Annotated in this window: 29 protein-coding genes; 17 read left to right on the forward strand and 12 right to left on the reverse strand. The window is 39.5% G+C overall.

The window, feature by feature from the left end; all coding sequences use genetic code 11:
• The first annotated feature begins 153 nt into the window (after positions 1-153).
• Genes AC1DUW_RS03585 through thrB form a run of 3 tightly spaced genes read left to right on the forward strand, consistent with a single transcriptional unit; the run spans position 154 to position 3,451 of the window.
• Positions 154-1,452: a homoserine dehydrogenase gene (locus tag AC1DUW_RS03585; protein ID WP_053348707.1), complete on the forward strand. Its 1,299-nt coding sequence runs from the start codon at positions 154-156 to the stop codon at positions 1,450-1,452.
• A complete protein-coding gene (thrC, locus tag AC1DUW_RS03590) occupies positions 1,449-2,510 on the forward strand; it encodes a threonine synthase (protein WP_053348708.1) in 1,062 nt (353 codons plus the stop codon). Before AC1DUW_RS03585 ends, thrC begins: the two co-directional genes overlap by 4 nt.
• Positions 2,507-3,451, forward strand: a complete 945-nt coding sequence (gene thrB / locus AC1DUW_RS03595) for a homoserine kinase (RefSeq protein WP_053348709.1) — start codon at positions 2,507-2,509, stop codon at positions 3,449-3,451. The genes thrC and thrB overlap by 4 nt, the downstream gene beginning before the upstream one ends.
• 215 nt (positions 3,452-3,666) lie before the next feature.
• Here the strand turns inward: thrB and AC1DUW_RS03600 are convergent, their stop codons facing one another.
• Positions 3,667-3,903, reverse strand: coding sequence for a NifU family protein (locus tag AC1DUW_RS03600; protein WP_053348710.1), 237 nt, complete (start codon positions 3,901-3,903; stop codon positions 3,667-3,669).
• Positions 3,904-4,069: 166 nt separating this feature from the next.
• Here AC1DUW_RS03600 and AC1DUW_RS03605 point away from each other — a divergent pair, with 166 nt between their 5' ends.
• Positions 4,070-4,393 carry a YuzD family protein gene (locus AC1DUW_RS03605; RefSeq protein WP_053348711.1) on the forward strand — a complete coding sequence of 108 codons (324 nt, stop codon included), beginning with the start codon at positions 4,070-4,072 and terminating at the stop codon, positions 4,391-4,393.
• A gap of 85 nt (positions 4,394-4,478) precedes the next feature.
• Here the strand turns inward: AC1DUW_RS03605 and AC1DUW_RS03610 are convergent, their stop codons facing one another.
• On the reverse strand, positions 4,479-5,546 hold the full coding sequence (locus tag AC1DUW_RS03610) for an NAD(P)/FAD-dependent oxidoreductase (protein WP_053348712.1): 1,068 nt from the start codon (positions 5,544-5,546) through the stop codon (positions 4,479-4,481).
• 309 nt (positions 5,547-5,855) lie between these two features.
• Here AC1DUW_RS03610 and AC1DUW_RS03615 point away from each other — a divergent pair, with 309 nt between their 5' ends.
• Positions 5,856-6,092 (forward strand): YuzB family protein, encoded by a 237-nt coding sequence (locus AC1DUW_RS03615; RefSeq protein ID WP_053348713.1) that lies wholly within the window; start codon positions 5,856-5,858, stop codon positions 6,090-6,092.
• 159 nt (positions 6,093-6,251) lie between these two features.
• On the opposite strand, the gene AC1DUW_RS03620 is transcribed toward AC1DUW_RS03615, so the two are convergent.
• Entirely contained in the window at positions 6,252-6,407 is a 156-nt protein-coding gene (locus tag AC1DUW_RS03620) for a DUF2225 domain-containing protein (protein WP_152952403.1), read from the reverse strand.
• 222 nt (positions 6,408-6,629) lie between these two features.
• Here AC1DUW_RS03620 and AC1DUW_RS03625 point away from each other — a divergent pair, with 222 nt between their 5' ends.
• Positions 6,630-6,992 (forward strand): HesB/IscA family protein, encoded by a 363-nt coding sequence (locus AC1DUW_RS03625; RefSeq protein WP_053348714.1) that lies wholly within the window; start codon positions 6,630-6,632, stop codon positions 6,990-6,992.
• Positions 6,993-7,044: 52 nt separating this feature from the next.
• Here AC1DUW_RS03625 and AC1DUW_RS03630 read toward each other — a convergent pair whose 3' ends face one another.
• From AC1DUW_RS03630 to AC1DUW_RS03640, 3 genes are all read right to left on the reverse strand, one after another.
• On the reverse strand, positions 7,045-7,245 hold the full coding sequence (locus tag AC1DUW_RS03630) for a hypothetical protein (protein WP_477642017.1): 201 nt from the start codon (positions 7,243-7,245) through the stop codon (positions 7,045-7,047).
• A 2-nt stretch (positions 7,246-7,247) separates the two neighbouring features.
• Positions 7,248-7,619, reverse strand: coding sequence for an NAD(P)H-binding protein (locus AC1DUW_RS03635; protein WP_477642028.1), 372 nt, complete (start codon positions 7,617-7,619; stop codon positions 7,248-7,250).
• Between the two features lie 214 nt (positions 7,620-7,833).
• On the reverse strand, positions 7,834-8,826 hold the full coding sequence (locus AC1DUW_RS03640; RefSeq protein WP_477642018.1) for an NAD(P)/FAD-dependent oxidoreductase: 993 nt from the start codon (positions 8,824-8,826) through the stop codon (positions 7,834-7,836).
• Positions 8,827-9,313: 487 nt separating this feature from the next.
• Here AC1DUW_RS03640 and AC1DUW_RS03645 point away from each other — a divergent pair, with 487 nt between their 5' ends.
• The 4 genes from AC1DUW_RS03645 to AC1DUW_RS03660 all read left to right on the forward strand — a co-directional run bounded on the left by AC1DUW_RS03645 (position 9,314) and on the right by AC1DUW_RS03660 (position 12,645).
• Positions 9,314-10,531 carry an NAD(P)/FAD-dependent oxidoreductase gene (locus AC1DUW_RS03645; RefSeq protein WP_053348718.1) on the forward strand — a complete coding sequence of 406 codons (1,218 nt, stop codon included), beginning with the start codon at positions 9,314-9,316 and terminating at the stop codon, positions 10,529-10,531.
• 378 nt (positions 10,532-10,909) lie between these two features.
• Positions 10,910-11,389: an NUDIX domain-containing protein gene (locus tag AC1DUW_RS03650; protein WP_180320490.1), complete on the forward strand. Its 480-nt coding sequence runs from the start codon at positions 10,910-10,912 to the stop codon at positions 11,387-11,389.
• Positions 11,390-11,497: 108 nt separating this feature from the next.
• Complete coding sequence (locus AC1DUW_RS03655; protein ID WP_053348720.1) at positions 11,498-11,815, forward strand: YuiB family protein; 318 nt, start codon at positions 11,498-11,500, stop codon at positions 11,813-11,815.
• A 137-nt stretch (positions 11,816-11,952) separates the two neighbouring features.
• Positions 11,953-12,645 carry a 3D domain-containing protein gene (locus tag AC1DUW_RS03660; RefSeq protein ID WP_477642019.1) on the forward strand — a complete coding sequence of 231 codons (693 nt, stop codon included), beginning with the start codon at positions 11,953-11,955 and terminating at the stop codon, positions 12,643-12,645.
• 123 nt (positions 12,646-12,768) lie between these two features.
• Here AC1DUW_RS03660 and AC1DUW_RS03665 read toward each other — a convergent pair whose 3' ends face one another.
• On the reverse strand, positions 12,769-13,557 hold the full coding sequence (locus AC1DUW_RS03665) for a cobalamin-binding protein (RefSeq protein WP_477642020.1): 789 nt from the start codon (positions 13,555-13,557) through the stop codon (positions 12,769-12,771).
• A gap of 9 nt (positions 13,558-13,566) precedes the next feature.
• Positions 13,567-14,049, reverse strand: coding sequence for a divergent PAP2 family protein (locus AC1DUW_RS03670; protein ID WP_053348723.1), 483 nt, complete (start codon positions 14,047-14,049; stop codon positions 13,567-13,569).
• A 282-nt stretch (positions 14,050-14,331) separates the two neighbouring features.
• Between AC1DUW_RS03670 and AC1DUW_RS03675 the strand changes: the two genes are divergently transcribed.
• Entirely contained in the window at positions 14,332-15,828 is a 1,497-nt protein-coding gene (locus tag AC1DUW_RS03675; RefSeq protein ID WP_053348724.1) for a leucyl aminopeptidase, read from the forward strand.
• A gap of 67 nt (positions 15,829-15,895) precedes the next feature.
• Here AC1DUW_RS03675 and AC1DUW_RS03680 read toward each other — a convergent pair whose 3' ends face one another.
• Positions 15,896-16,291, reverse strand: a complete 396-nt coding sequence (locus AC1DUW_RS03680; RefSeq protein ID WP_477642021.1) for a YuzC family spore coat inner layer protein — start codon at positions 16,289-16,291, stop codon at positions 15,896-15,898.
• Between the two features lie 236 nt (positions 16,292-16,527).
• Here AC1DUW_RS03680 and AC1DUW_RS03685 point away from each other — a divergent pair, with 236 nt between their 5' ends.
• From AC1DUW_RS03685 to AC1DUW_RS03710, 6 genes are all read left to right on the forward strand, one after another.
• A complete protein-coding gene (locus AC1DUW_RS03685) occupies positions 16,528-17,277 on the forward strand; it encodes a GTP cyclohydrolase II (protein WP_053348726.1) in 750 nt (249 codons plus the stop codon).
• A 14-nt stretch (positions 17,278-17,291) separates the two neighbouring features.
• The gene (gene ribD / locus AC1DUW_RS03690; protein ID WP_053348727.1) at positions 17,292-18,386 is read left to right on the forward strand and encodes a bifunctional diaminohydroxyphosphoribosylaminopyrimidine deaminase/5-amino-6-(5-phosphoribosylamino)uracil reductase RibD; all 1,095 of its coding nucleotides are present in this window, start codon (positions 17,292-17,294) and stop codon (positions 18,384-18,386) included.
• A 24-nt stretch (positions 18,387-18,410) separates the two neighbouring features.
• Positions 18,411-19,505 (forward strand): FAD-dependent monooxygenase, encoded by a 1,095-nt coding sequence (locus tag AC1DUW_RS03695; protein ID WP_053348728.1) that lies wholly within the window; start codon positions 18,411-18,413, stop codon positions 19,503-19,505.
• Positions 19,506-19,521: 16 nt separating this feature from the next.
• Positions 19,522-20,085, forward strand: coding sequence for a 5' nucleotidase, NT5C type (locus AC1DUW_RS03700; RefSeq protein ID WP_053348729.1), 564 nt, complete (start codon positions 19,522-19,524; stop codon positions 20,083-20,085).
• Between the two features lie 150 nt (positions 20,086-20,235).
• Positions 20,236-20,634: a hotdog fold thioesterase gene (locus tag AC1DUW_RS03705; RefSeq protein ID WP_053348730.1), complete on the forward strand. Its 399-nt coding sequence runs from the start codon at positions 20,236-20,238 to the stop codon at positions 20,632-20,634.
• A 129-nt stretch (positions 20,635-20,763) separates the two neighbouring features.
• Entirely contained in the window at positions 20,764-21,483 is a 720-nt protein-coding gene (locus tag AC1DUW_RS03710) for an MOSC domain-containing protein (protein ID WP_053348731.1), read from the forward strand.
• A 59-nt stretch (positions 21,484-21,542) separates the two neighbouring features.
• Here AC1DUW_RS03710 and mnhG read toward each other — a convergent pair whose 3' ends face one another.
• From mnhG to AC1DUW_RS03725, 3 genes are read right to left on the reverse strand one after another with little or no spacing between them, the layout of a single operon-like run.
• Positions 21,543-21,881, reverse strand: a complete 339-nt coding sequence (mnhG, locus tag AC1DUW_RS03715; protein ID WP_053348732.1) for a monovalent cation/H(+) antiporter subunit G — start codon at positions 21,879-21,881, stop codon at positions 21,543-21,545.
• Positions 21,865-22,101: a Na(+)/H(+) antiporter subunit F1 gene (locus AC1DUW_RS03720; protein ID WP_376110396.1), complete on the reverse strand. Its 237-nt coding sequence runs from the start codon at positions 22,099-22,101 to the stop codon at positions 21,865-21,867. Before AC1DUW_RS03720 ends, mnhG begins: the two co-directional genes overlap by 17 nt.
• A 47-nt stretch (positions 22,102-22,148) precedes the next feature.
• Positions 22,149-22,625, reverse strand: coding sequence for a Na+/H+ antiporter subunit E (locus AC1DUW_RS03725; RefSeq protein WP_053348734.1), 477 nt, complete (start codon positions 22,623-22,625; stop codon positions 22,149-22,151).
• Between the last annotated feature and the right edge of the window lies 1 nt (position 22,626).

A 22,626-nucleotide genomic window follows, 5' to 3' on the forward strand; every position in this document is an offset into this window, starting at 1 on the left:
GTATTCGATCTTACTCTTTCAAGGGATAGAAGAAAAAAATCTTGAAGACTGTATTTTCTAACTATTGATAATTAAATAAAAAAAACATATAATGTCTACTATACAAATACAAATGTTTTCTTCAGGTAAACAGTTTTTAAGGGGGAACCAAATATGAAAACCATCTCGATCGGGTTATTGGGGTTAGGTACAGTCGGATCAGGAGTCGTACAAATTATCGAAAGTCATCAGGACAAGCTCATGCATCAAGTAGGTTGTTCAATATCAATTAATAAGATACTTGTCAAGGATACGACGAAGGAGCGCCTTGTTGATATTGATAAAAGTATGTTAACTTCCAATCCAGAGGATATTCTTTCGAATCCTGAGATTGATGTAGTTATTGAAGTTATGGGCGGAATTGAAGAAACACGCAACTATTTAATAGAAGCGTTGAACAATAAAAAGCATATCGTAACGGCTAATAAAGATCTGATGGCCTTATATGGTCCGGAACTGCTGGAATTGGCCACTGAGAATCAATGTGATTTGTTCTATGAAGCAAGTGTTGCAGGGGGAATACCGATTTTGCGAGGTCTTGTTGATGGATTATCTTCTGACCGAATCACAAAAATGATGGGAATTGTCAATGGAACGACGAACTTCATTTTAACGAAAATGAGCAAAGAAGGCAGACCCTATGAAGACGTATTAAAGGAAGCACAAGAGCTAGGATTTGCAGAATCTGATCCAACAGCTGATGTAGGGGGATTGGATGCGGCCCGAAAAATGGCGATCCTATCGACTCTTGGTTTCTCAATGAATATTGGCTTACATGATGTTGAGGTACAGGGGATTACTGAGATTTCTGAAGAGGATTTGAGATACAGTAAAAAGCTGGGCTATACAATGAAATTGATTGGAGTGGCTTCTAGAGCTGGAGATAGGGTTGAAGTAAGCGTCCAACCAGCCTTGCTTCCAGAAGCACATCCATTAGCATCGGTAAATAATGAATATAATGCGGTATATGTTTATGGGGAAGCTGTAGGAGAAACGATGTTTTACGGACCAGGGGCTGGTAGCCTGCCGACCGCGACTGCTGTTGTTTCAGATATGGTAACGGTCATCAAGAATATGAGACTAGGTGTTAATGGGCGAAGTGCTGTTTCACCGCAGTACCCGAAACAATTAAAAGATGCTACTGAGATTTTTGCTAAGTTCTTTATCCGGTTGCATGTACAGGATGAAGTGGGCGTTTTAGCTAGAATCACGAATTTATTTGCAGAGCATGGGGTTGGATTCGACAAAATCCTTCAACTGCCGCTGGATGAAAAAGAATCTTCCGAAATCGTACTGGTTACACATACAGCCTCTTTGGCAGCATTTGAACAAATAAAGCAGAAATTACATGATTACAATATGGTAAGAGAAGTCAAAAGCACATACCGAGTTGAAGGAGAGAACATCAAATGAGCTGGCAAGGACTAATTAGTGAATATAAAGAATTTTTACCTGTAAATGAAAATACACCTGCACTTTCCCTATTAGAAGGAAACACACCTTTAATTAAACTAAACCGTTTATCTGAAGAGTGGGGAATCGACCTGCATGTAAAATATGAAGGAGCGAATCCGACGGGTTCGTTTAAAGACCGCGGAATGGTCATGGCTGTTGCCAAAGCAATCGAGGCGGGCAGTGACACAATCATCTGTGCGTCTACTGGGAATACATCAGCAGCTGCAGCAGCTTATGCAGCGCGTGCTAACCTACGCTGTATCGTCGTTATTCCAGAGGGGAAAATTGCAATGGGTAAGCTTGCTCAAGCTGTTATGTACGGAGCTGAGGTTATCTCGATTGAAGGAAATTTTGACCAAGCATTAAATATCGTTCGTTCACTTAGTGAGAGTTCACCAATTACTCTTGTGAACTCGGTAAACCCATTTAGGATTGAAGGCCAGAAGACGGCCGCGTTCGAAATCTGTGACGCCCTAGGCACGGCACCTGATATTTTGGCGCTTCCAGTTGGAAATGCAGGGAATATTACTGCTTACTGGAAAGGGTTTAAAGAATATAATGAGATGAAACAAACGGGACTCCCTGAAATGAGAGGGTTCGAGGCGGAAGGCGCCGCTGCGATTGTTCGGGACACTATCATTGAAAATCCTGAAACAATTGCAACAGCTATCCGTATTGGTAACCCTGCAAGCTGGAAATTCGCTGTGGAAGCAGCAAGCGAATCTAACGGTAAAATTGATGAGGTGACCGACGAAGAAATACTGGAAGCTTATCATTTCCTTGCGAAAAAAGAAGGAGTATTTGCTGAACCAGCATCATGTGCATCTATTGCAGGTATTTATAAACAATTAAAAAGCGGTGAAATTAAAAAGGGAAGCAAGATTGTAGCGGTGCTAACAGGGAATGGCTTGAAAGATCCGAATGTGGCAGTTGATACAAGTACAATTCAACCAACGTTACTGCCAATGGATGAAGAGATTATTTTAGAACATCTGCAAGGTGTGAAACAGGCATGAGTGCAGATTCTGAGATGTTCTTGATCCGTGTACCAGCGAGTACGGCCAATTTAGGACCAGGGTTCGATTCAATCGGCCTGGCCCTAGGACTTTACTTAGAAGTACACGGATCTTTATCAGACCATTGGGAAGTTATCCCGCTGTCTGAGGAAATGTCTGTTTTCCCTGGGGATGATAGTAATTATATTGTTCAAATTGCCAAGAAAACGGCAGCTTCTTATGGAAAAGAACTTTCCCCATGTCGCCTTTATGTTTCAAGTGAAATCCCACTTGCCAGGGGCCTCGGAAGCAGTGCATCTGCCATTGTAGCAGGTATTGAATTAGCAAACCTGGTAGGTGAACTCCATTTATCTGATGAGGAAAAGAATAGACATGCCTCTCTCTTTGAAGGGCACCCTGATAATGCAGGGGCCTCAGTTTACGGTGGATTGGTTGTAGGATTGCATACAGAGGAAAGAACAGATGTCCTTTCGTTTCCAATTGAGGGCGTTAAGGTAATTGCAGTCATTCCTGATTTTGAATTGCTTACAGAGGATTCAAGAAATGTTCTTCCAAATTCGCTTCCCTATAAAGAAGCGATAAACGGAAGTGCGGCAGCCAATGTTTTGCTTGCTGGAATCTTGTCGAATGATTGGAATCTTGTCGGTAAAATGATGCAAAATGATCGTTTTCATCAACCATATAGGGCTGGGCTAGTGCCTCATTTAGCACAAATAGAAGAGGTTGTTCTTAATGAAGGTGCGTATGGTACTGCACTAAGTGGTGCAGGTCCCACTGTTCTGTGCTTGGTCTCTGCCGAAAAAGCAGGCAGTGTGATTTCAAGTTTGACAGAAATCTTTCCGGACTTTCAAGTGAAAGAGTTGCAAATTGATAACGATGGCAGCCATACAGCGATCTTATCAGAGGAAGAAAAGAAGGAATTGAACTTTATTAAATCGTGAGCCATACCTGCTTCATATACTTACTCTTTAATTATAAAAAAAGCTGACCCCTTCAAAAGCCGTATCAATTCAATTGATAGGACCGAAAGAGGAGTCAGCTTTATTTCTATAACAGGCAAAAAAGGTTCTTGGCTGTGTGTATCTAAAATGGTTGAACGTATATTAGCTGAAGTGATACTCTAGCTAATATACGTTATACGTTATTATAAAGGCTATTAGAAAACTTGTTCTACTTCCACTACGCCGGGAACTTCTTCAAGAAGAGCACGCTCAATCCCAGCTTTTAGCGTAATGGTCGAACTTGGACAGCTTCCGCAAGCTCCTAGTAATCGTAATTTTACAATTCCATCTTCTACGTCAACTAGTTCACAGTCACCGCCATCACGAAGAAGAAACGGACGAAGCTTATCTAGAACATCTTGAACTTGGGCTTCCATTGTTTGGTCAGACATTGCAATCGACTCCTTTCCTAATCATATTATAATGCGAAGATAGTAAAAAATCCAACTGTAGCTTGCGGAAAAATAATCTATCTTATTCAAGTAAGCTAGGAACAGGTGAATGGTTTTAAAAAGTTATCGAAATGAAGCTAAAAAACTAAAATAAAGGAGGAAGAGTATGGTAAAGAAAGAAATTGAGATAGAAGTATATGGGGCGGAACAGGTTTGTGCAAGTTGTGTAAATCTTCCCTCTTCGAAAGATACGTGTGAGTGGCTAGAAGCTGCTTTAACGAGAAAGTTTCCTGAGCAGAACTTTAAAATTTCATATATCGATATGTTTAATCCTCCAGAAAATATTAAGCAAAAAAGCTTTGTAGCAAAGATGATTGAAGAAGATTTATTTTATCCGCTTGTCATCATTGAGGATGAAATCGTTGCAGAAGGAAATGTGCGCCTTAAAAAAGTGGTGGAAGTGATGGAGAAATACGGATATAAAGCTTAAGGGATATATAATGGAAAGAAAATAAAAAAACTGACCCGTTTGGAAGCTTGTCGCAACTTCTTGGGTCAGTTTATGAAATCTTGAATCAACCGTTATGGTATTTATACATCCATAGAATTCCTGATTTCATCAGGCGTGCTACTCTTCCAGTAATAGGACGATTTGCCACAAGACCGAAACCTTGTTTCTTCCCAAGGGAACCCAATGTCCCTTTTAATTTCATGGTAGGGAAGCTTTCTGGAAGTGGTTCATTTGCCCATTTTTTTACAAGGACTTGGACGATTTGTTCAGCTTGTGATTCCGCTAATTGGGCACTTGGTGCATGCGGCAGGCTAGCACAGTCGCCGACTACAAAGATGCTATCATTAGATGGAAGGAAATGCTGAGGCGTCAGTACTGCTCTACCTTGACCGTCTTTTTCAATATCCATATCGCGGATTATTTTACTTGGCTGAATGCCAGCTGTCCAGACGATGACGTCACTTTGAACGGCTTCATCGCCATTATAAAGAAGGTTTGGTTCAACTTTGGTTATATTAGAATGATGAATAATTTCAATTGTATGTTTATCAAACCAAGATTCGACAAAGGTACTTAATCTTTCTGGGAATGCAGATAGAATATGTGGTCCACGGTCAAATAGCTTAACATTTAAATCAGAACGACTCTCAATCAATTCGCTGGCTAACTCAACACCGCTAAGTCCTCCACCAATTATTGATACAGTTGCACCAGCACCTAAATTATTCAATGCTGAATATGTGCGACGTGATTTATCAATGGTTTGGATACTATAAGTATGTGTGTCTGCACCAGGAATATTGTGGTATTTATCTTCGCAGCCAAGGCCAATAACTAAATCATCATAAACAACAGGCTCTTGATTTTCTAAAATAACTTGTTTATTTTCCATATCGATGGAAAGTACTTCTCCGTATACGTTCTTCAAGCGAGGATGTTCTGGAAATGCAACACGGATGTGCTGATCAGGAATGGTACCTGCTGCTAAAGCATAATATTCCGTTTTTAAGCAGTGATAAGGATTACGGTCGATAAGCGTGATGCTCACATTTTCAGGAAGCTGATTAGGCAGCAATCTTTGCAACATGCGCATACCACCATAGCCACCACCAAGTATGACTAAATTCTTCATATGTTTTTTTCCCCTTTATTTGATCTCTTGAAAAATTTGTTAATTATTTCACTTGTAAAAGTAAATGTCCTACTATAGGATTCCCCCAAATGAATCCCTTTAAAATTTAATTAAATATATATGCCCCAATTTAATAAGAATAAAAATAAATAAATGATTTTCTTGTTTTACATACCCCGACAAAAGTATAACGAATATAAAGGGAAATCACAACTGGTATCTTAAAATCGGCTTATATTTTGTGCGTAAATATTGACTGTATATGGAAGATGTAATAAGATGAATTGTTAATAACGATGAGGTGAAACAATGTATCCGATTATTGAATTTTGTGTAAGCAATCTAGCCAGTGGTGCTCAAGAGGCTTTGGAAAGATTAGAACGCGATCCTAATTTAGATATTATTGAATATGGTTGTCTGGGTCATTGTGGTAGATGTTCCAGTAACTTATACGCACTTGTAAATGGTGAAGTGATTTTTGGGGATACAACGGATGAACTGGTAGAAAAAATATATAAGTTTATTGATGAGTATCAAATGTTTTAATCATCAATAACAATCAAAAAGGCTATTCCTTTTGGGGTAGTCTTTTTGATTGTTATAAAATAGGAAAAGATTCATTATCCATTGAGCGGAGCGACACTGATTGTACACGATTCTTCTTTGATTTCCTGCCAGAGGTCCTTAGCCATTTGAATAATGACCTTAAAAATACCAGTGAGGGTAAACAAAAATATTATAGAAGAGGGCGTTGATAGTGGAATCAGCATAAATGGGACAAAAATCTGTATCATATTTGGCTACTTTAACAAATCGAGAGCGTACCCTTTTTGTAGTTGATGTTTTTTCGACAGAAGACATTCCATGCTTTTGTCATATAGAGGCCCTTTTAAGATCAAGGCTATTTGCTCGGTTCATTATACCTACATACCTTATAATAACCTAATTTTTATTAAATGTTGGTAAAATAGGAGATGGAAGATTAATTTTTTCGAGCTGGAAAATTGAGCGGGTGAAATTCTTTGGTATATACTATAAGGAGAAATTGTCTATCTCACATATCAGAAGAAGGAGGGATTTATTGTGAGTGAAGTTGTTCAAATAACGGAAGCTGCTGCTTTTCAGATAAAAGAAATGATGAAGCAAAATGGTGAAGAAGGTTCCTTTTTAAGAGTGGCTGTTAAAGGCGGAGGCTGCAGTGGATTATCCTACGGAATGGGCTTCGAACAAGAGCCCGGAGAGAAAGATGACCAGCTGGAACAGTTTGAAATTAAGATCCTTGTGGATAAAGAGGATGCAGATATATTGAATGGAACAGTGATTGATTATAAACAAACGATGATGGGTGGAGGGTTTACAATTGAAAACCCAAATGCTATCGCGTCATGCGGTTGTGGGTCTTCTTTCAAAACAGCAAAGAACGCTGGTACACCGGAGAATTGCTAAGAAATCTTGATTGTTGAAAAAAAGGTGAGCACTTTTTAAAGTGCTCACCTTTTTAATGCTTATTAATTAAGCGATACTTTATATATTGTGGAGCTTCCTTGATTGGAAGGTTGCCGCTGGAAATCTCAAATGTTTTATTAAATGTGACAGAATGAGCAAGAACTGTAGCAACGTCGGCTCTTGGAATTGATTTGTGGGGATGGTCGACTTTTTCCTCAGCTGTGATTTTGCCCACAGCTTTGTCATTGGTCAATGCTACTGACGGACAATGGTGTAAGTCATTCCACTTGCTTTTAAATGTTCATCCGCATCATGTTTTGCCTCGAGATAGTGGCGAGCTTGTTGTGGATTATCAGAACCATCAGAGCTTATCATTACAAAAAGATTGATACCTTTCATCTTAGAAGCATCAATTAGTTTAATTGCCCTATTCTTATCCACAGCTGTCGTTTTATCGGGTCCTGTTTTTGGTCTGGGTCCGGCTGTAAATATGATCGCTTTCATGTTATCCACTGCTTTATCCACATTACCCCCTAATCTGCAAGTATAGGGTGTCCGAGCTTGTTCTTCTTTCCGGATCAATCCATACACTGTAAGTTGTGGATTTTTTGATAATTCTTCAATAATATATGCATTCCAGTTGTTCCGTTAGCTCCTGCAATTAAAATATTCATATGTGCATTCTTTTTTCTCTTTTACTAATATTCTCTACCCGTTATAAAACAAGGTTAATACTGTGGATAATTCATGAAAAAAAAGTTATCCACAGTCGGAAAATGGGGACAATAAAAAAACCGGCTTTGATTATGCCGGTTCATGCGTTGTATTGAAAGTTTGTTTATTAAAACATAGAGGAGCTGTGCATAGGCTGGACTTTTGCTTTTGGATCAATATATTGCTTAGCATGATTAACAGCGGTTGGAGCCTCGCCAAAACCACTTGCAATTAATTTGACTTTGCCGTCATAGGTTGCAATATCTCCTGCAGCATAGATTCCGGGGATGTTTGTTTCCATTCTGGAGTTCACTAAGATGCTATTTTTCTGAATATTAAGTCCCCATTCTTTAATGGGACCCAGAGAAGAAACGAAACCGTAGTTGACAATAACTGCATCTACTTCTAAAGTTTCTGTATCTTCACCATTCGTATCCTTAAGGACCACTGTATGGATTTGATTTTCAGTACCAATCAATTCTGCAGGTATGTAAGGGGTTTTTACTTCAACTTTTGAATTTTTAAGATTTTCTACACTATGTTCGTGGGCACGGAACTTATCTCTTCTGTGAACGATACTTACCTTCTCAGCGATAGGCTCAAGCATTAGTGCCCAGTCGACTGCTGAATCCCCGCCTCCGAAGACCACCACTTTTTTGCCTTCAAAATGATTAAGGTCATCGATGAAATAGTGCAGGTTGTTGCTCTCGTATTTTTTTGCATCTTCAATTTCGATGCGGCGCGGTTGGAATGCTCCATTCCCAGCTGTAATAATAATAGTTTTAGAATAATGAATTTCTTTATCAGTCGTTAGCTTGAATACGCCATCGACTTGCTTTTCTACTTGTTTAACGGATTGTTCTAAGACTACGGTTTGTTCAAATTTTGCCATTTGCTCTTTCAAATTATTGACTAATTCCTGAGCGCGTACTTTAGGGAAACCTGCGATATCATAAATGAATTTCTCAGGATAAAGGGCTGATAATTGCCCGCCTAATTGTGGGAGACTCTCAATGATTTTCACGGATGCTTGTCTCATGCCACCATAAAATGCAGTAAATAGTCCGACTGGGCCGCCGCCAATGATGGTAATATCATAAACTTTTTCATTAACTTCCAACGTTATCCCTCCGATATACTAGGTTTGCTAAAATTTATTCTCTTATTTTACCATAGATAAAGTTTTAAAAAACGGAGAAAGATTCGAAAAGTGAGAAAGTTTTGACAATAAGAGAGGCGTGCTAAATAAATTAGAATGAGAATGTACTTCGCTATCCTATGTCAAGTAGGTAAAAGTGCTCTTTCTGCTATAAAAAGAGTAGTAAAATACTGCATAACCACTAAGTAATTAGTGTCATTTTTTATCTGTATTTTAATTAAGAAAAAATTCAGATTGTTACTTGAAAAAGGTTAGGAAAACGACTAATATTTACTTAGACATCATTTTGTAAAATTTTTATGAACTTTTTATGACAATTTTGAAATAGTACGTGAAATAAGTCACAAGTGTATAAGAGTGCTTTTTATAATGGAAATTATAAGATAGTCAATAGATTTTAGTTATGGGAAGCATCACAAGAAAATATCGTAAAGGTGGACGAATACTTTTGAAAAAGCCAACTATCGTTGTTTTAGGAGCAGGTTATGGTGGATTAATGACCGTTACTCGTTTACAAAAAGCATTAGGTCAAAATGAAGCAGAAATCGTATTAGTTAACAAAAATGATTACCACTATGAAACAACCTGGCTACATGAAGCATCCGCTGGAACTCTTCACCACGATCGTGTGCGTTACCCAATCAAAAGTGTAATCAACAGCAGTAAAGTTAAATTCATCCAAGACTCTGTTTTAGAAGTTAAAACAGAAGATAAAAAAGTTATTCTTGAAAACGACGAAGTTTCTTATGATTTCCTTGTGGTAGGACTCGGACCAGAATCTGAAACTTTCGGAATCCAAGGGTTAAAAGAATATGCTTTCTCTATCTCTAACGTAAACACTGCACGTAAAATCCGTGATCATATTCAATTGCAATTTGCTACTTACAGCTCAGAAGTTGAGAAAAATGAAGATCGCTTGACAATCGTTGTTGGTGGAGCAGGATTTACGGGTATCGAATTCCTTGGAGAATTAGCTAACCGTGTCCCTGAACTTTGTAAAGAATACGATATCGATTTCCAAAAAGTTCGTATGTACTGTGTAGAAGCAGCACCAGCTGTTCTTCCGGGTTTCGATCCAGAATTAGTGGACTATGCTGTGTCTTATCTTGAGAAAAAAGGTGTGGAATTCAAAATCGGTACTCCGATTAAAGGTGCTACTCCTGAAGGTATTATCGTTGCAAAAGGCGAGGATGAAGTAGAAGAAATCAAAGCAGGAACTGTAGTATGGGCAGCTGGCGTACGTGGTAGCTCAGTTATTGAAGCTTCTGGCTTTGAAGCAATGCGCGGACGTATTAAAGTAAACCTTGATATGCGTGCACCAGGTCATGACGATATCTTCATTGTAGGTGACTGTGCATTAATCATTAACGAAGAAATTAATCGTCCATATCCTCCTACTGCACAGATCGCTATGCAACAAGGTGAAGTTATTGCGAAAAACCTCACTAAATTAGTACGTAACCAAAGTGATCTTGAGACTTTCACATTCGAAAACAAAGGAACTGTATGTTCACTTGGTGATGACAATGCGATTGGCGTTGTATTCGGCAAGAAAGTTACAGGAAAAACCGCTTCATTTATGAAGAAAATGGTTGATAATAGAGCGTTATTAATGATTGGTGGAGCCTCTCTAGTTGCTAAAAAGGGTAAATTCAACGTCCTTTAATTTTAAAATATATTCCGAAAGCCGTTTGGGGATTTCCCCTGAATGGCTTTTTTTTTATTATATGGAAACATCTCAATCTTTAGCAAGTATGTGTTCTTGAAATAATGATACTCACTTTGTGAGAGATGAGGAGTATGTGCCATTCAGATGTGGAACACAATGAAAAATAAGTAGTGGTATAGAATAGATTGATAAAGTTTTGTACGTTACAGACATATTATTGAATTCATCCCAAATAGATGCTAATAAATTGATTAAGTCAAACCCTTGAATGAACGGATAGTATCTGTCTCACTTTTGTACGTTCTCTGTGGTTTTATGGGAAAAATGGGTTTACACTACTAATAGTGGAAATTAAATAGAGGGAAGTGGGATTTGGTGGAACGCTGCAAAAATGTTTGGCTGGCTGTGTCTGGTCTTGTGATATCCGATACGGGTGAATGGCTGGTCGTCAACAAACGTTACGGCGGGTTGAAGGGGCAGTGGTCTCTTCCTGCCGGTTTTGTCAAAAATGATGAAACAGTTGATAAAGCTGTCATAAGAGAAGTGTTAGAGGAGACAGGCATTCATACAGAAATCGAAGGCATGGTAGGAGTAAGAAGCGGGGTCATTAAAGGGGAAATAAGTGATAATATGTTAGTGTTTTTACTTAAGCCGCTTAGTTTTGAAGTGACCGCTCAATTGGATGAATTGTATGAAGCTAAATTTTATGATCCTGATTTACTCATACAGGAAGGCAAGCAATCTTTATTATTAGAACAACTATTGGCCTTTAAAAAGGAAAGAATGCAGACGATGCTGGACGGGTTAAACCCGGGAAATCAATTTGGGTATACATCGTATAAATTATTTATGTGATTTGGTTAATTATCGTTTGTTCGGTATTATTTGGTATTAAGTCGTTGACGTACCAATTATGTTTTCAGTAAACTAAAAGTGTTGCTTTAAAGGAGGGTCTAGAATAACATGCCATTGCCTGTTTTAATTATCTCAATACTCTTATTTTTTATATTATTTTTCGGTATAGGCTTTTTGCTTAATATGCTCTTTCGTTCTTCATGGATCATGGTCATCTTATTTCCAATCGTTTTCATCATCATTGTTAATGAAACTAAGCTAATCGAATATTTCAGAAATCCGGGGATTTCTTTTTCGCAGCTTGGGACTAACCTTACTTCCTTGCATACTGCGGATATTATAATTTTATCAAGTGGATTACTTGGAGCGATTTTAGCTGGAGTCGTTATTAAGACTTTAAGAAATAAAGGATATCAAATGTTTTAAATATGAAGGACTGTCATTTATCGGCAGTCTTTTTTTATTTTTTGTACAAAAAAAAAATAATTGTTTTTATGTTTTATGAATACTTTCACTAGGGGAAGGGAACAAATATCCTTGTGAGAGGAGTGAAACAAATATACATGAAGATATTAAAGACATTATTTTTGAGGGTTGCTATCATCATATTATTTATCTTAGCTATTGAATCAACCTTAAATCATGTTTTTGGAGCATCGTCAGAAGTTCACCCTTTAGAGGATGCTGTGAGACAAAATAGAATGATTGGTCTCGAATATAAAGCCGTACATAGAGGGAGCCATGTCACAACACTAGTGGCCTCCGCTTCAATGAGCAATAGTCCAGCAACTATTGAAGAGGCAATCGAGCTCTCTAAATATCCTAAGCATGAGGTTTTGGCAACAGGATATACAGCAGGGTATGAGTCGACAGGAAAGTATCCGGAAAGTCCATCTTATGGGATTACATATTCAGGGGTGAAGGTGAAGAGGGATTTGTTTTCCACCATTGCTGCTGATCTTACTATTTTTCCGCTAGGCACCATCCTTTGGATACCTGGTTATGGGTTTGGAGTAGTAGCAGATAAGGGTGGAGCGATTAAAGGAAATCACCTCGATCTATACTACGAAACGGTACAAGATGTGTATGAGAACTGGGGAAAGAAAACCCTAGAAGTATATATTGTGCAAAAAGGGAATGGAAATTTATCAGAAGAACAATTAAACAAGTTGAATGAAACCAAAGTTAGGCAGGTTTTTAAGCATAAAATTGCCGAAAAGGCATTAAACAAAAAGGTTTCTTCCTTTGCCTTTTAAAAGCTAACTAGATGACTATTAAAATTCCAATCGACGGAAATCAGGAGTTCAAAAAAAGGCTGACTCAACTTGGGAGTCAGCCTTTTTTGATGTAATTTTTGTTATAGCAGATGCTTTATTAACTTACCTAATGCCGCTGTAGGCCTCAGGGTGAAGAGTCATGGCCAGCTTTGATAATCCATCTAGTAAACGGGGAGAAGGCCTGCAGAATAAAAATTCCTCCATAATATGAATGTTATTATCTCGGACAGCCTTTATCTCTGCCCACCCTTTCCGTTTCTTGACCAGCTCAGGTTTTACTTTTCGTAAAGGAACACCGACCCAGGCTAAACAAATATGATCAGGATTCTTTGTTTGGACCTCTTCGGAAGGAACCTGAATACTTGCCATATCTATCTCTTCAAAAAGATTATACCCACCGGCCAGTCGGCTGATCTCTGTTAACCAGTTAACCCCCCCAGGGCTGAATAGGGGATTAGGCCACCATTCCCAATATAGGGATGGCTTTGTTTCGATTTTGTCGGCAATCGTTTTATATTGCAAGATAGTCGCCCGGAATTTGGCAGCCTGTTCCTCTGCTATATCCTTAGCATGAATGGCCTTGCCAAGTGTCAGCAAGTCCTGGGCGATATCTTCAAGCGATTGCGGGTTGAAAATAATATAAGGGAGATTTCTTTCCTTTAGTCCTTCAATATTTTTTTCCATGCCAGGTACACTCAGTGAAGCCAGTACCAAATCAGGCTTTAATGATTCTACGAGTTCGATATTTATCGACAAATCCGGACCGACTTTTGGCAGATGCTGAATGGATTCAGGCCAATCTGAATAGTCATCAATTGCAATCAGCTGTTCTTCAATACCCAAATATGTGCAAAGCTCTGTATTGCTTGGGCAAAGAGAGATTATTTTCATGTTAACCACCTACCCTTGAAAGATAAAAAAGTGAAGAATAAGTGCAATGAATACTCCTGTTAAGGCACCGAAAAAGACCTCAATAGGTTTATGGCCTAGCAGTTCCTTCAATTGTTGCTGTTTCTGTTTCTCTGCTTTTTTCTGCCAATTCTTTGCTTGCTCGACAAACGTATTAAAGTCTGTTACGAGTTGATTTAAGACAGCCGCCTGTTCTCCTGCCTGCCGTCTTACTCCAGTCGCATCAAACATCGTGATGACAGCGAATATGGTAGCAACGGCAAAGACCGGGGAGTCCATTCCGGTTTCTATCCCCACGGCTACGGTAAGAGCGGACACGGCCGCTGAGTGGGAGCTTGGCATACCGCCAGTCGAGTTAAGAAGTGACCAGTCAACTTTACGAAAAGCGATAAAATGAATGGGTACTTTAATGAATTGAGCAAAGAAAATGGCAATTAATGCTGCGATTAAAGGGAAGTTAAAAAATAATTCCAAAAGTATCAGCCTTCTTTCTGATTATAAAATAACGTTGAAATCTATATAAAGGTAAATGAGTAATCTTGCTTCTTTCATCGGACGATTTGGTCCTTATTATACTTTCCATCAAATCCTGTCGATTACCTGCTTGTAAGAGTAAATATGATCTTTCTTATACTATTTCTCTAAAGGTGGGTATTCTAAACTATATCTCTTATTATTATTAACATTGGTGTCATTATTCGAAAATTTCGGAAGATTTCGTTATAATAAAGATAATCGAACGGAGGAGGTATCAGAATGTTTACAGTAAAAAGTTCCTTGAATATAGATGTAATCGACGAATGCCTGATTATAGGCGTTTTTGACCGGCCCATAAAATTTACCGGTATAGGAAAAGAAGCCGATGAGAAATTATCCGGTCAACTTACTGAATTAGTGAAGGCAGGTGAAATCTCTTTCAAGAAAAAATCAGTTGTAAAAATACATACATTAGGAAAATTAGGTGTAAAGAGATTGATCTTTGTAGGGTTGGGCAAGGATAAAGAGCTTACCCTTGAAACGTTGCGTGAAGCTCTGGGTAAATCGTGTAAAACAATTGCAAAATCAAAACTTACGACGCTTTCGATAGCTTTGGATACATTTACGACTGAAAACTTGGATGCACTAGATGCTGCCCACGCCTTTTCTGAGGCTTTCGAGCTGGCTTCCTATAAGTTTGCGGGCTACAAACAAAAGTCGAATCAGGCTGAAAAAAATATTGAATCAATTACGGTCTATAGTGAATTTGATAACGAAGAAGTTGGAGCTGCCCTTCATGTTGGCCGTATTTTTGGAAGAGCAACGAATTCAGCCAGAACATTGGTTAACACACCAGGGAATTTGTTGACATCAAAGGATCTAGCTGACTATTCATCTACTTTAGGTGAACGTTATGGTTTTGAAGTAGAAATCCTTGAGAAAGAAGACATGCTCAAGCTAGGTATGGGTGCCCTTCTTGCAGTTAATCAAGGGTCGGTCGAACCTCCGAAAATGATTGTTCTTAAGTATCAAGGCAAAGAAGAATGGACAGATGTTATCGGGTTGGTGGGAAAAGGCATCACTTTTGATACTGGTGGCTACTCATTGAAAACGAAGGCTGGAATCGTCGGAATGAAGACGGATATGGGAGGAGCGGCAGCAGTTTTAGGTGCAATGGAAATTATAGGTGAATTAGGACCGGATCAAAATGTCGTAGCTGTCATTCCTTCTACTGATAACATGATCAGCGGCGATGCCTTTAAGCCGGATGATGTGATTACTGCCATGAGCGGCAAAACGATTGAGGTATTGAATACTGATGCGGAAGGACGACTTGTTTTGGCGGATGCTATAACGTACGCTAAACATCATGGTGCAGAATATCTTGTTGACGTTGCAACCTTAACTGGTGGTGTTATAACGGCCCTAGGTATGGATATGACGGGTGCAATGACCAATAACGTGGAATTCTATGAGCAAGTCCTTAAAGCCTCAGAGGAAGCGGGAGAGCCGATGTGGCGTCTGCCAATTACCGAAAAAGACAAAGAACGGGTGCGCAACAGTAAAATAGCGGATTTGAATAATTCACCAGGTGGAGCTGGACATGCAATCATGGGCGGTGCCTTTATAGGTGAATTTGCCGAAGCAACTCCATGGGTGCATCTGGATATTGCCGGAACATCCACGACCTCGATTAGTTCCGAATTATGCACAGCGGGGGCTACTGGAGTCATGGCACGTACGCTCGCACTGTTAGTTGAAACTTTCGAATCGTAAACAAATGAACATTAATGAACCGAAGCCGAAAAAAGGGCTTCGGTTTTTTGAAAAGATGGGTCATTACCTACATATTACTCCATTTCAAGTTGACGATGATACGAGCTTCATCCCCTGTTATCGAATGGAAATCAAAGCGTATTCCATCAGGGCTATATATGATGTCAGGTACGGTTTTGACGCCTGTCTTTCGAATCATATCGATCACGACAGTCTTTTTTGATTCTTGAGCAGCAGTCATTAACCTGGTGGAGAAGGGCATGGATGTGGCTATAGTATCCACGAGTTTTTTTACATCGAGTAGTAAAGATTGCGAAGACTTTGCTGATTTAACTAACAGAGCTGGAGTAGCGGCCGAGAAGGGGCGGAACATTGGTCCTTCGGATTTTCGATACATATTCTCTGTCTTGTCACAAATCGGAAAAAGGTCAGGGTCGTATAAAAAATAAGGGAAATCCTCCAAAATCTTGCCTTCCTTTCCTGAGTCTATCTATAGACACGTTTTCTTTATACGTTAAAATATGTATTATAGATAGCTGATATGATAGCGGTTTGAGAAAAACCTACTTGAAAATTAGAAACAAACACACACTATTATTTGTAAACTCATTCATTGACAGGTATAGTGTATAGTAATATACTTACTTACCTAAAGTAAGGGGCAGGCTCACTATAAATTATAAAATAGGTGATGTTATTATGAATATAACCAAGCAAACAAAAGACCTTTTAATAGATAAAATGAACATCATTAAAACTCCAGGGAAAGATGATCTATGCCTTGTGGGGCCGGTGAATCTTCCAGTTGAACAAGGGGATTTCTCTACTGTTTTTCAATGGTATACATGGCTCCAGTTAGATGGAACTGAGAACGACAAGGAAACAGTACTTGAGTCGCTTTCAGAAGCCAATCTGGCTTTTGGTCAGCAATCTTCTGTATTGGTGTACGGTGATTTCCAGAAGTCGGAGGATGCACTAGTCCGTATGCATAGCATCTGTCATACAGGGGATATCTTTGGCAGTAAACGCTGTGATTGCGGATACCAGCTTCACCAATCAATGAAGATGATAGCCGACCATGGTTGCGGCGCTATTTTTTACCTTGCGGACCATGAAGGAAGAGGGATAGGCTTGTTCTCGAAATCCTTGGCATATTTGCTTCAACAAGAAGGTTATGACACTGTTGAAGCGAATCAAGCTTTAGGATTTGAAGACGACACACGGTCGTATGAGGGTGCCATTCGGGTATTGAGAGAACTGCGTGAGAATCCAGTAACTTTGATTACGAATAACCCGAAAAAGTTGAATGCTCTTAAAAAGCATGGACTTGCGGCTAAAGACCATATCCCGCTTTGGGGCGGTTTGACGGACGATAATAGTTTCTATCTGGATACAAAGGTTAAGAAGTCTGGGCATATTCCGCAAAAGAAGCCTACTTTAATTGTGTAAGGAGAGTTGAGGCTATGAATAATGATCAATATTACATGAAATTGGCGCTTGATTTAGCGGCCAGTGCTAAAGGAAAGACGAATCCGAATCCAGTAGTTGGGGCAGTTATAGTTAAAGATGGTGTCATTGCCGGAACGGGGATCCATCGTAAAGCGGGTGAGCCGCATGCGGAGGTTCATGCGTTTAAAATGGCTGGGGATTATGCGAAAAATGCGACTCTTTACGTCACTCTTGAGCCATGTTCTCATTATGGAAAGACACCTCCGTGTGCTAATTTAGTAAAAGAATCAGGTGTACGTCGAGTTGTAGTGGCTACACAAGACCCAAACCCTGAAGTTGCAGGAAGAGGAATTTCAATTCTTCGGGATGCAGGAATTGAAGTGGAAGTCGGAGTTTTAGAAAAGGAAGCCCAAAGACTAAATGAGCGTTTTATTCACAATATGATAACAAATCGTCCATTTGTCATTTCTAAATATGCGATGACGCTCGATGGCAAGCTTGCGACCCATACAGGCCATTCTAAGTGGATTACAGGAGAAGAGTCTCGCCATTCCGTTCATCTTCTTCGTGATGAAGTCGATGCTATTCTCATCGGTATTGGGACTGTATTGGCTGATAACCCATCCTTAACGACTCGGCTTCCAGAAGGTGGAGGGAAGAACCCAATACGAATTATTTTAGACAGCGAACTCCGTGTTCCATTAGATGCCAATGTTGTTCAGGTATCGGATGCTAAAACCGTGATTGTGACGCAGGAAAATGCATCTGTAGATAAAATTGCTGCCTTAAGTGAAAAGGGAATTGAATTCATTATTGTTCCAAGAACAGATGCGGGTTTGGATTTGAGAATTCTGATGGAAGAACTATATAAAAAAGGAATAACGGATGTCTTACTTGAGGGCGGAAGCGAAGTAAACGCCTCATTCCTAAGGGCAGGACTCATCGATAAGTACTTGATCTATGTCGCACCTAAACTATTAGGCGGGAGAAACTCGCTTACACCATTTAGCGGAATCAATGTAGATACAATGGATGAAGCAATGGATGTATCCATCTCTAGTGTGGACATGTCTGGAGAGGATATCTGTATCATTGCTTATCCTAAATAAAAAATAGACAACAGGTGAAAAAGCATGGTGGTTAAATCAGATGTATGTATTGTCGGATCAGGACCAGGAGGAGCGCTATTAGGCTACCTATTGGCCAAACAAGGCATATCAGTCATTCTACTTGAGAGGCATTCAGAAGTAGCAAGAGAGTTTCGGGGTGAGTTTTTAAACGATGAAGGAGAAAGCATTCTTAAAAAGCACGGCTTATTCGAGGATGTGGAAGAGCTTGGCTTGCTTAGAATGGAGCAAATTGAATATTGGCAGGACGGCCAAGTATTTAAGAGGATTTTTCCCGAAGTTACTAAAGATAACCTTGGCATCCATGTCCCTCAGAATCACCTGCTTACTGCTATATTGAATGAAGCTGAAAAGCTCGATTCTTTTCAATTGATGATGAACACACGGGTGACTGACTTAATTCAGAACGAAATGGGCCAATTTACCGGTGTGGAAGCTCGAAAAGAAGAAAACAACATTAGAGTGGAAAGCTCATTGATTATTGGCGCGGACGGCAGATTTTCAACTATTAGAAAGAAAGCGAAAATTCCTGTGGTAATTAAAAACCATGGCTATGATTTGCTGTGGGCTAAGATTCCTGCTCCACAGGGATGGAAACCTTCCATCAAGATGGCTTTGGTCAATGATTCCCAGCTTGCTCTCTTCACTCAGGCAGGAGGTTTCATACAAATCGGGTGGAATATTGAACATGGTTCGTATCCTCATCTGCGAAAACAACCCTTTGAGCCATTTATTGAAAAATTGATATTAGCCTTCCCAGAGTTAAAGAGTGTGGTGCGAGAAAATATTCACTCCTGGCAGGATTTTATTTTATTGGATGTTCACAGTAGCTATTGTGAAACGTGGACAAAAGATGGGGTTGCTTTATTGGGCGATGCGGCCCATACGATGACACCTACAGGCGCGTTTGGCCTTAATTGTGCCATGAAGGATGCAGATATATTAGCTGATCTTATTCAAGAATGCATCAAGCAGCAGGATACCAGCTTTTTTGGTCTGAAAATGGCTGAGCCGAAAAGAAAAGCCGAGATTGAAAAATTACAGGCCGTTCAGGTGGACAAGGAAATTTCATTCGCATCACAGTTTGCCGTTTATGTTTGAATGAGGAGTGAAGGATATGAAATTTGGTTTTGATATAGACGATACTCTTATTAATTTGAGGGAGTTTGCGTTCCATCTCTATAATAAAAAGCTTAATAAGAATGTAGAGTTAACGGAATTCAGGGCATTAAAAACGCTAGAGATCCATGAAGCTTTCGGGTTGGATAAAGAGGCAGGAGGAAAGATGTGGAACAGCCTTGCCGAAGAAGTCTATTATTCATCCTGTCCAGCCTTTGAGGGCGCAGTAGAGACGTTACAGGAGCTTGAAAGCGAAGGACATGAGATATACTACATTACCGCCAGAAAATCGGAGCATGGTGAACGGACGAAAAAATGGTTGATCGAAAACGGCTTTCCAGTTAAGGACGAACATTTTTACTGCGGTATGAGGGATCATGAAAAAATTGAAACGATTCGCGAATTGGAATTGGATTATTACTTTGATGATAAACCGGCAGTTTTGGAAACATTATTGGATATTCCAACGAAAGTATATGCTATGGATAACTCCTATAACAGAGAAATGGATATTCCAAGATTGACAAGTTGGTTTGAACTGAAAGAGATTCTTTCAAAGTAACGCACGATCAATATAGGATGAAGGATGACTTGATTAAACGTGAGTCATCCTTTTTATATATAATAATCTTTATGCGTTTTTCTGTTGTATTACTTAATGAAAAGGTAAAATTATCTAGATAGTAAAAAAACAAAATGTGGGGGTATAGAGATGGAGATTAATATCGAAAGGTCACTGATCGGTACGCTTGGAATTGAAATGAAAGAAATAAGTGATGGGAAAGTCGTTGCGACGATGCCAGTTGATGAACGAACAAGGCAGCCGCTTGGTTTATTGCATGGAGGAGCATCTGTAGCCCTTGCAGAAACAGTCGCAAGCGTTGGTGGAATACAGCTTGTTGATAGTACGAAACAAGCGGTAGTTGGTCTTGAAATCAATGCCAATCATGTAAGAGGCGTGCGTTCTGGTCATGTTATCGCAGAAGGGAACATAATCCATCGCGGGAAGTCAACAATGGTATGGGATGTGAAAATCAGGGATAATCAAGATCAACTTATCTGCATCTCACGCTGTACGTTAGCAATAATTGATTTACCAAAAAGTGAGTAAAATGAATGAAATTGATTTTAGAAATAACGCAGTGTTTTTGTAATCTAGTTCCTTTTCTTGATTCTACATTTCTTGGGTTAAGTATAGTAATGTTGTAGGCCTTTATTGTTTAGAAAGGAGTTTTCTCTTATGCTGGTTGGTCATGTACAAGAGATAACCCGTCACCCGGTAAAATCGTTTACAGGGGAACAGGTACAAAAAACTAAGGTTATGGGATATGGATTATATGGAGATCGCAGCCATGCCTTTAAAGATAAGAATGGAAAGTTCTTAACGATTACTCAAGTTCCTGAAATGGTCCGTTATCAAGCCGTTTTTTCTGGAGAGGAAGCTCTGGACCATTATCCGGAAATTCAAGTGAAGACTCCTTCAGGAAACGTGTTAACCTGGGGAGATACAGCCTTTCAAGAAGAAATGGATCAGCTGTTAAAACAGGAGGCATCATTCGTTGAGTATTCACCGGCACATATTCCACTAGGAGCGATTGAAGAAGAGAGCATCTTACTTGTGAGCGACGCCTCGATTGCCAAATTGACAGAGCTTTGGGGAAAAGAAGTAGATGGCAGGAGATTTAGACACAATTTGGTGCTGTCACTAATGAACAAAAAACCCTTTCTAGAAGAGAAGTGGTTCGGAAAGAGACTTCAAATCGGAGATCATGTTGAATTGGAAATTAAAAGGCATTGTGAGCGTTGTATGATTATAACAGTCGATCCAACCGATTCAAAAAGAGATCCATCTCTTTTAAAAACAGTAGTCAAAGAAAGAAAAAATCATTTTGGCGTGTATGCCTCGGTAATTCGAACTGGTGAAATCAGTTTGGGAGATCAAGTATTTTTAAAGGATTAAGACATACAAAAGAGCTGCCCCTTTCAACAGGGCAGCTCTTTTGGTATGGATATAACGAATCATCGGTTCTTCTTCAAATCATCCTGGACACTTTTATCCCACATTTTAACACCGGAATGGTAAGCGGAGCGGTTGATTAAATGTCCGGCTACGGGGCTTGTCATGAAGATAAAGAAAATTGCAAGCACGACACGGAAATCGAAGTGGCTATGCTTATAATAAAAATATAACAATGTGCCGATCAGGATGAACATGATTCCGAGTGTTGAGCTTTTGGATGCAGCGTGATTTCTTGTATAGACATCAGGCAGTCGAATGACACCGAAAGCTGAGACTAAAAAGAGAAATACCCCAATTAAAATGAATCCAGCTGATAGGATTTCAACGATTTCGATCATTTTCGATAATCTCCCCTTTCTCAAGGAATTTAGCGAAAGCGACCGTTCCGATAAATGATAGGATTCCGAGCAGCAGAATGGCTTCAAGATAAGCGCTTGTATCCATAACGATGGAGGCAAGCGCTACGATTGCAATAAGGTTTATACCCATCGCATCAAGTGCAACGACCCGGTCCGGCACGGATGGTCCTTTAATTAAACGATATAAAAACCCAATCATGGAAAGGGAGACACCGAGCAACGCGATTTTAAGTAAAAGATCAAACATTATTTGCTCACCTCCATAATCGCTTTTTCAAATGTATTTTTAATGCTGTCTACGGCTTCTTCTTTGTCGGCGATATCCATCGCATGGATATAAAGAATTCGATTATCTTCTGAAACTTCAACGACAAGTGTTCCGGGGGTCAGTGTAATTAAATTTGATAGTATCGTAATTTCCCAATCTTTTGTAAGCACGGTCTCGAATGCAAATATGCCAGGCCTCATATCCAGTTTGGGCTTAAGCACGACCTTAAGGACGCTAACGTTTGATAATATGAGCTCCCTGGCGAAAATCAGGGTTAATTGAATGACAGCTTTCACCCGATTCAGGTAAAAACGCTCAGTGAAAAAATGACGGAAGACAAACATGATACCGAGCCCTAATACATAGCCGATGATAAAGGTGCTCCCGTTAAATTCATTTTTTAAAAACATCCAGATAACCGCCAGGAACACATTCAGTAAAATTTGAAAGGACATC

Source organism: Peribacillus sp. P4_C12 (genome assembly GCF_056402095.1).

Coding starts and splice junctions, on each gene's coding strand:
- AC1DUW_RS03675 (WP_053348724.1), top strand. CDS start 14,332: ATGTTTACAGTAAAAAGTTCCTTGAATATAGATGTAATCGACGAATGC.
- AC1DUW_RS03665 (WP_477642020.1), bottom strand. CDS start 13,557: ATGAAAATAATCTCTCTTTGCCCAAGCAATACAGAGCTTTGCACATAT.
- thrB (WP_053348709.1), top strand. CDS start 2,507: ATGAGTGCAGATTCTGAGATGTTCTTGATCCGTGTACCAGCGAGTACG.
- AC1DUW_RS03620 (WP_152952403.1), bottom strand. CDS start 6,407: ATGTCTTCTGTCGAAAAAACATCAACTACAAAAAGGGTACGCTCTCGA.
- AC1DUW_RS03605 (WP_053348711.1), top strand. CDS start 4,070: ATGGTAAAGAAAGAAATTGAGATAGAAGTATATGGGGCGGAACAGGTT.
- AC1DUW_RS03660 (WP_477642019.1), top strand. CDS start 11,953: ATGAAGATATTAAAGACATTATTTTTGAGGGTTGCTATCATCATATTA.
- AC1DUW_RS03700 (WP_053348729.1), top strand. CDS start 19,522: ATGAAATTTGGTTTTGATATAGACGATACTCTTATTAATTTGAGGGAG.
- AC1DUW_RS03600 (WP_053348710.1), bottom strand. CDS start 3,903: ATGTCTGACCAAACAATGGAAGCCCAAGTTCAAGATGTTCTAGATAAG.
- AC1DUW_RS03585 (WP_053348707.1), top strand. CDS start 154: ATGAAAACCATCTCGATCGGGTTATTGGGGTTAGGTACAGTCGGATCA.
- AC1DUW_RS03655 (WP_053348720.1), top strand. CDS start 11,498: ATGCCATTGCCTGTTTTAATTATCTCAATACTCTTATTTTTTATATTA.
- mnhG (WP_053348732.1), bottom strand. CDS start 21,881: ATGATCGAAATCGTTGAAATCCTATCAGCTGGATTCATTTTAATTGGG.
- AC1DUW_RS03725 (WP_053348734.1), bottom strand. CDS start 22,625: ATGTCCTTTCAAATTTTACTGAATGTGTTCCTGGCGGTTATCTGGATG.
- AC1DUW_RS03705 (WP_053348730.1), top strand. CDS start 20,236: ATGGAGATTAATATCGAAAGGTCACTGATCGGTACGCTTGGAATTGAA.
- AC1DUW_RS03720 (WP_376110396.1), bottom strand. CDS start 22,101: ATGATTGGGTTTTTATATCGTTTAATTAAAGGACCATCCGTGCCGGAC.
- AC1DUW_RS03710 (WP_053348731.1), top strand. CDS start 20,764: ATGCTGGTTGGTCATGTACAAGAGATAACCCGTCACCCGGTAAAATCG.
- AC1DUW_RS03695 (WP_053348728.1), top strand. CDS start 18,411: ATGGTGGTTAAATCAGATGTATGTATTGTCGGATCAGGACCAGGAGGA.
- thrC (WP_053348708.1), top strand. CDS start 1,449: ATGAGCTGGCAAGGACTAATTAGTGAATATAAAGAATTTTTACCTGTA.
- AC1DUW_RS03610 (WP_053348712.1), bottom strand. CDS start 5,546: ATGAAGAATTTAGTCATACTTGGTGGTGGCTATGGTGGTATGCGCATG.
- AC1DUW_RS03615 (WP_053348713.1), top strand. CDS start 5,856: ATGTATCCGATTATTGAATTTTGTGTAAGCAATCTAGCCAGTGGTGCT.
- ribD (WP_053348727.1), top strand. CDS start 17,292: ATGAATAATGATCAATATTACATGAAATTGGCGCTTGATTTAGCGGCC.
- AC1DUW_RS03685 (WP_053348726.1), top strand. CDS start 16,528: ATGAATATAACCAAGCAAACAAAAGACCTTTTAATAGATAAAATGAAC.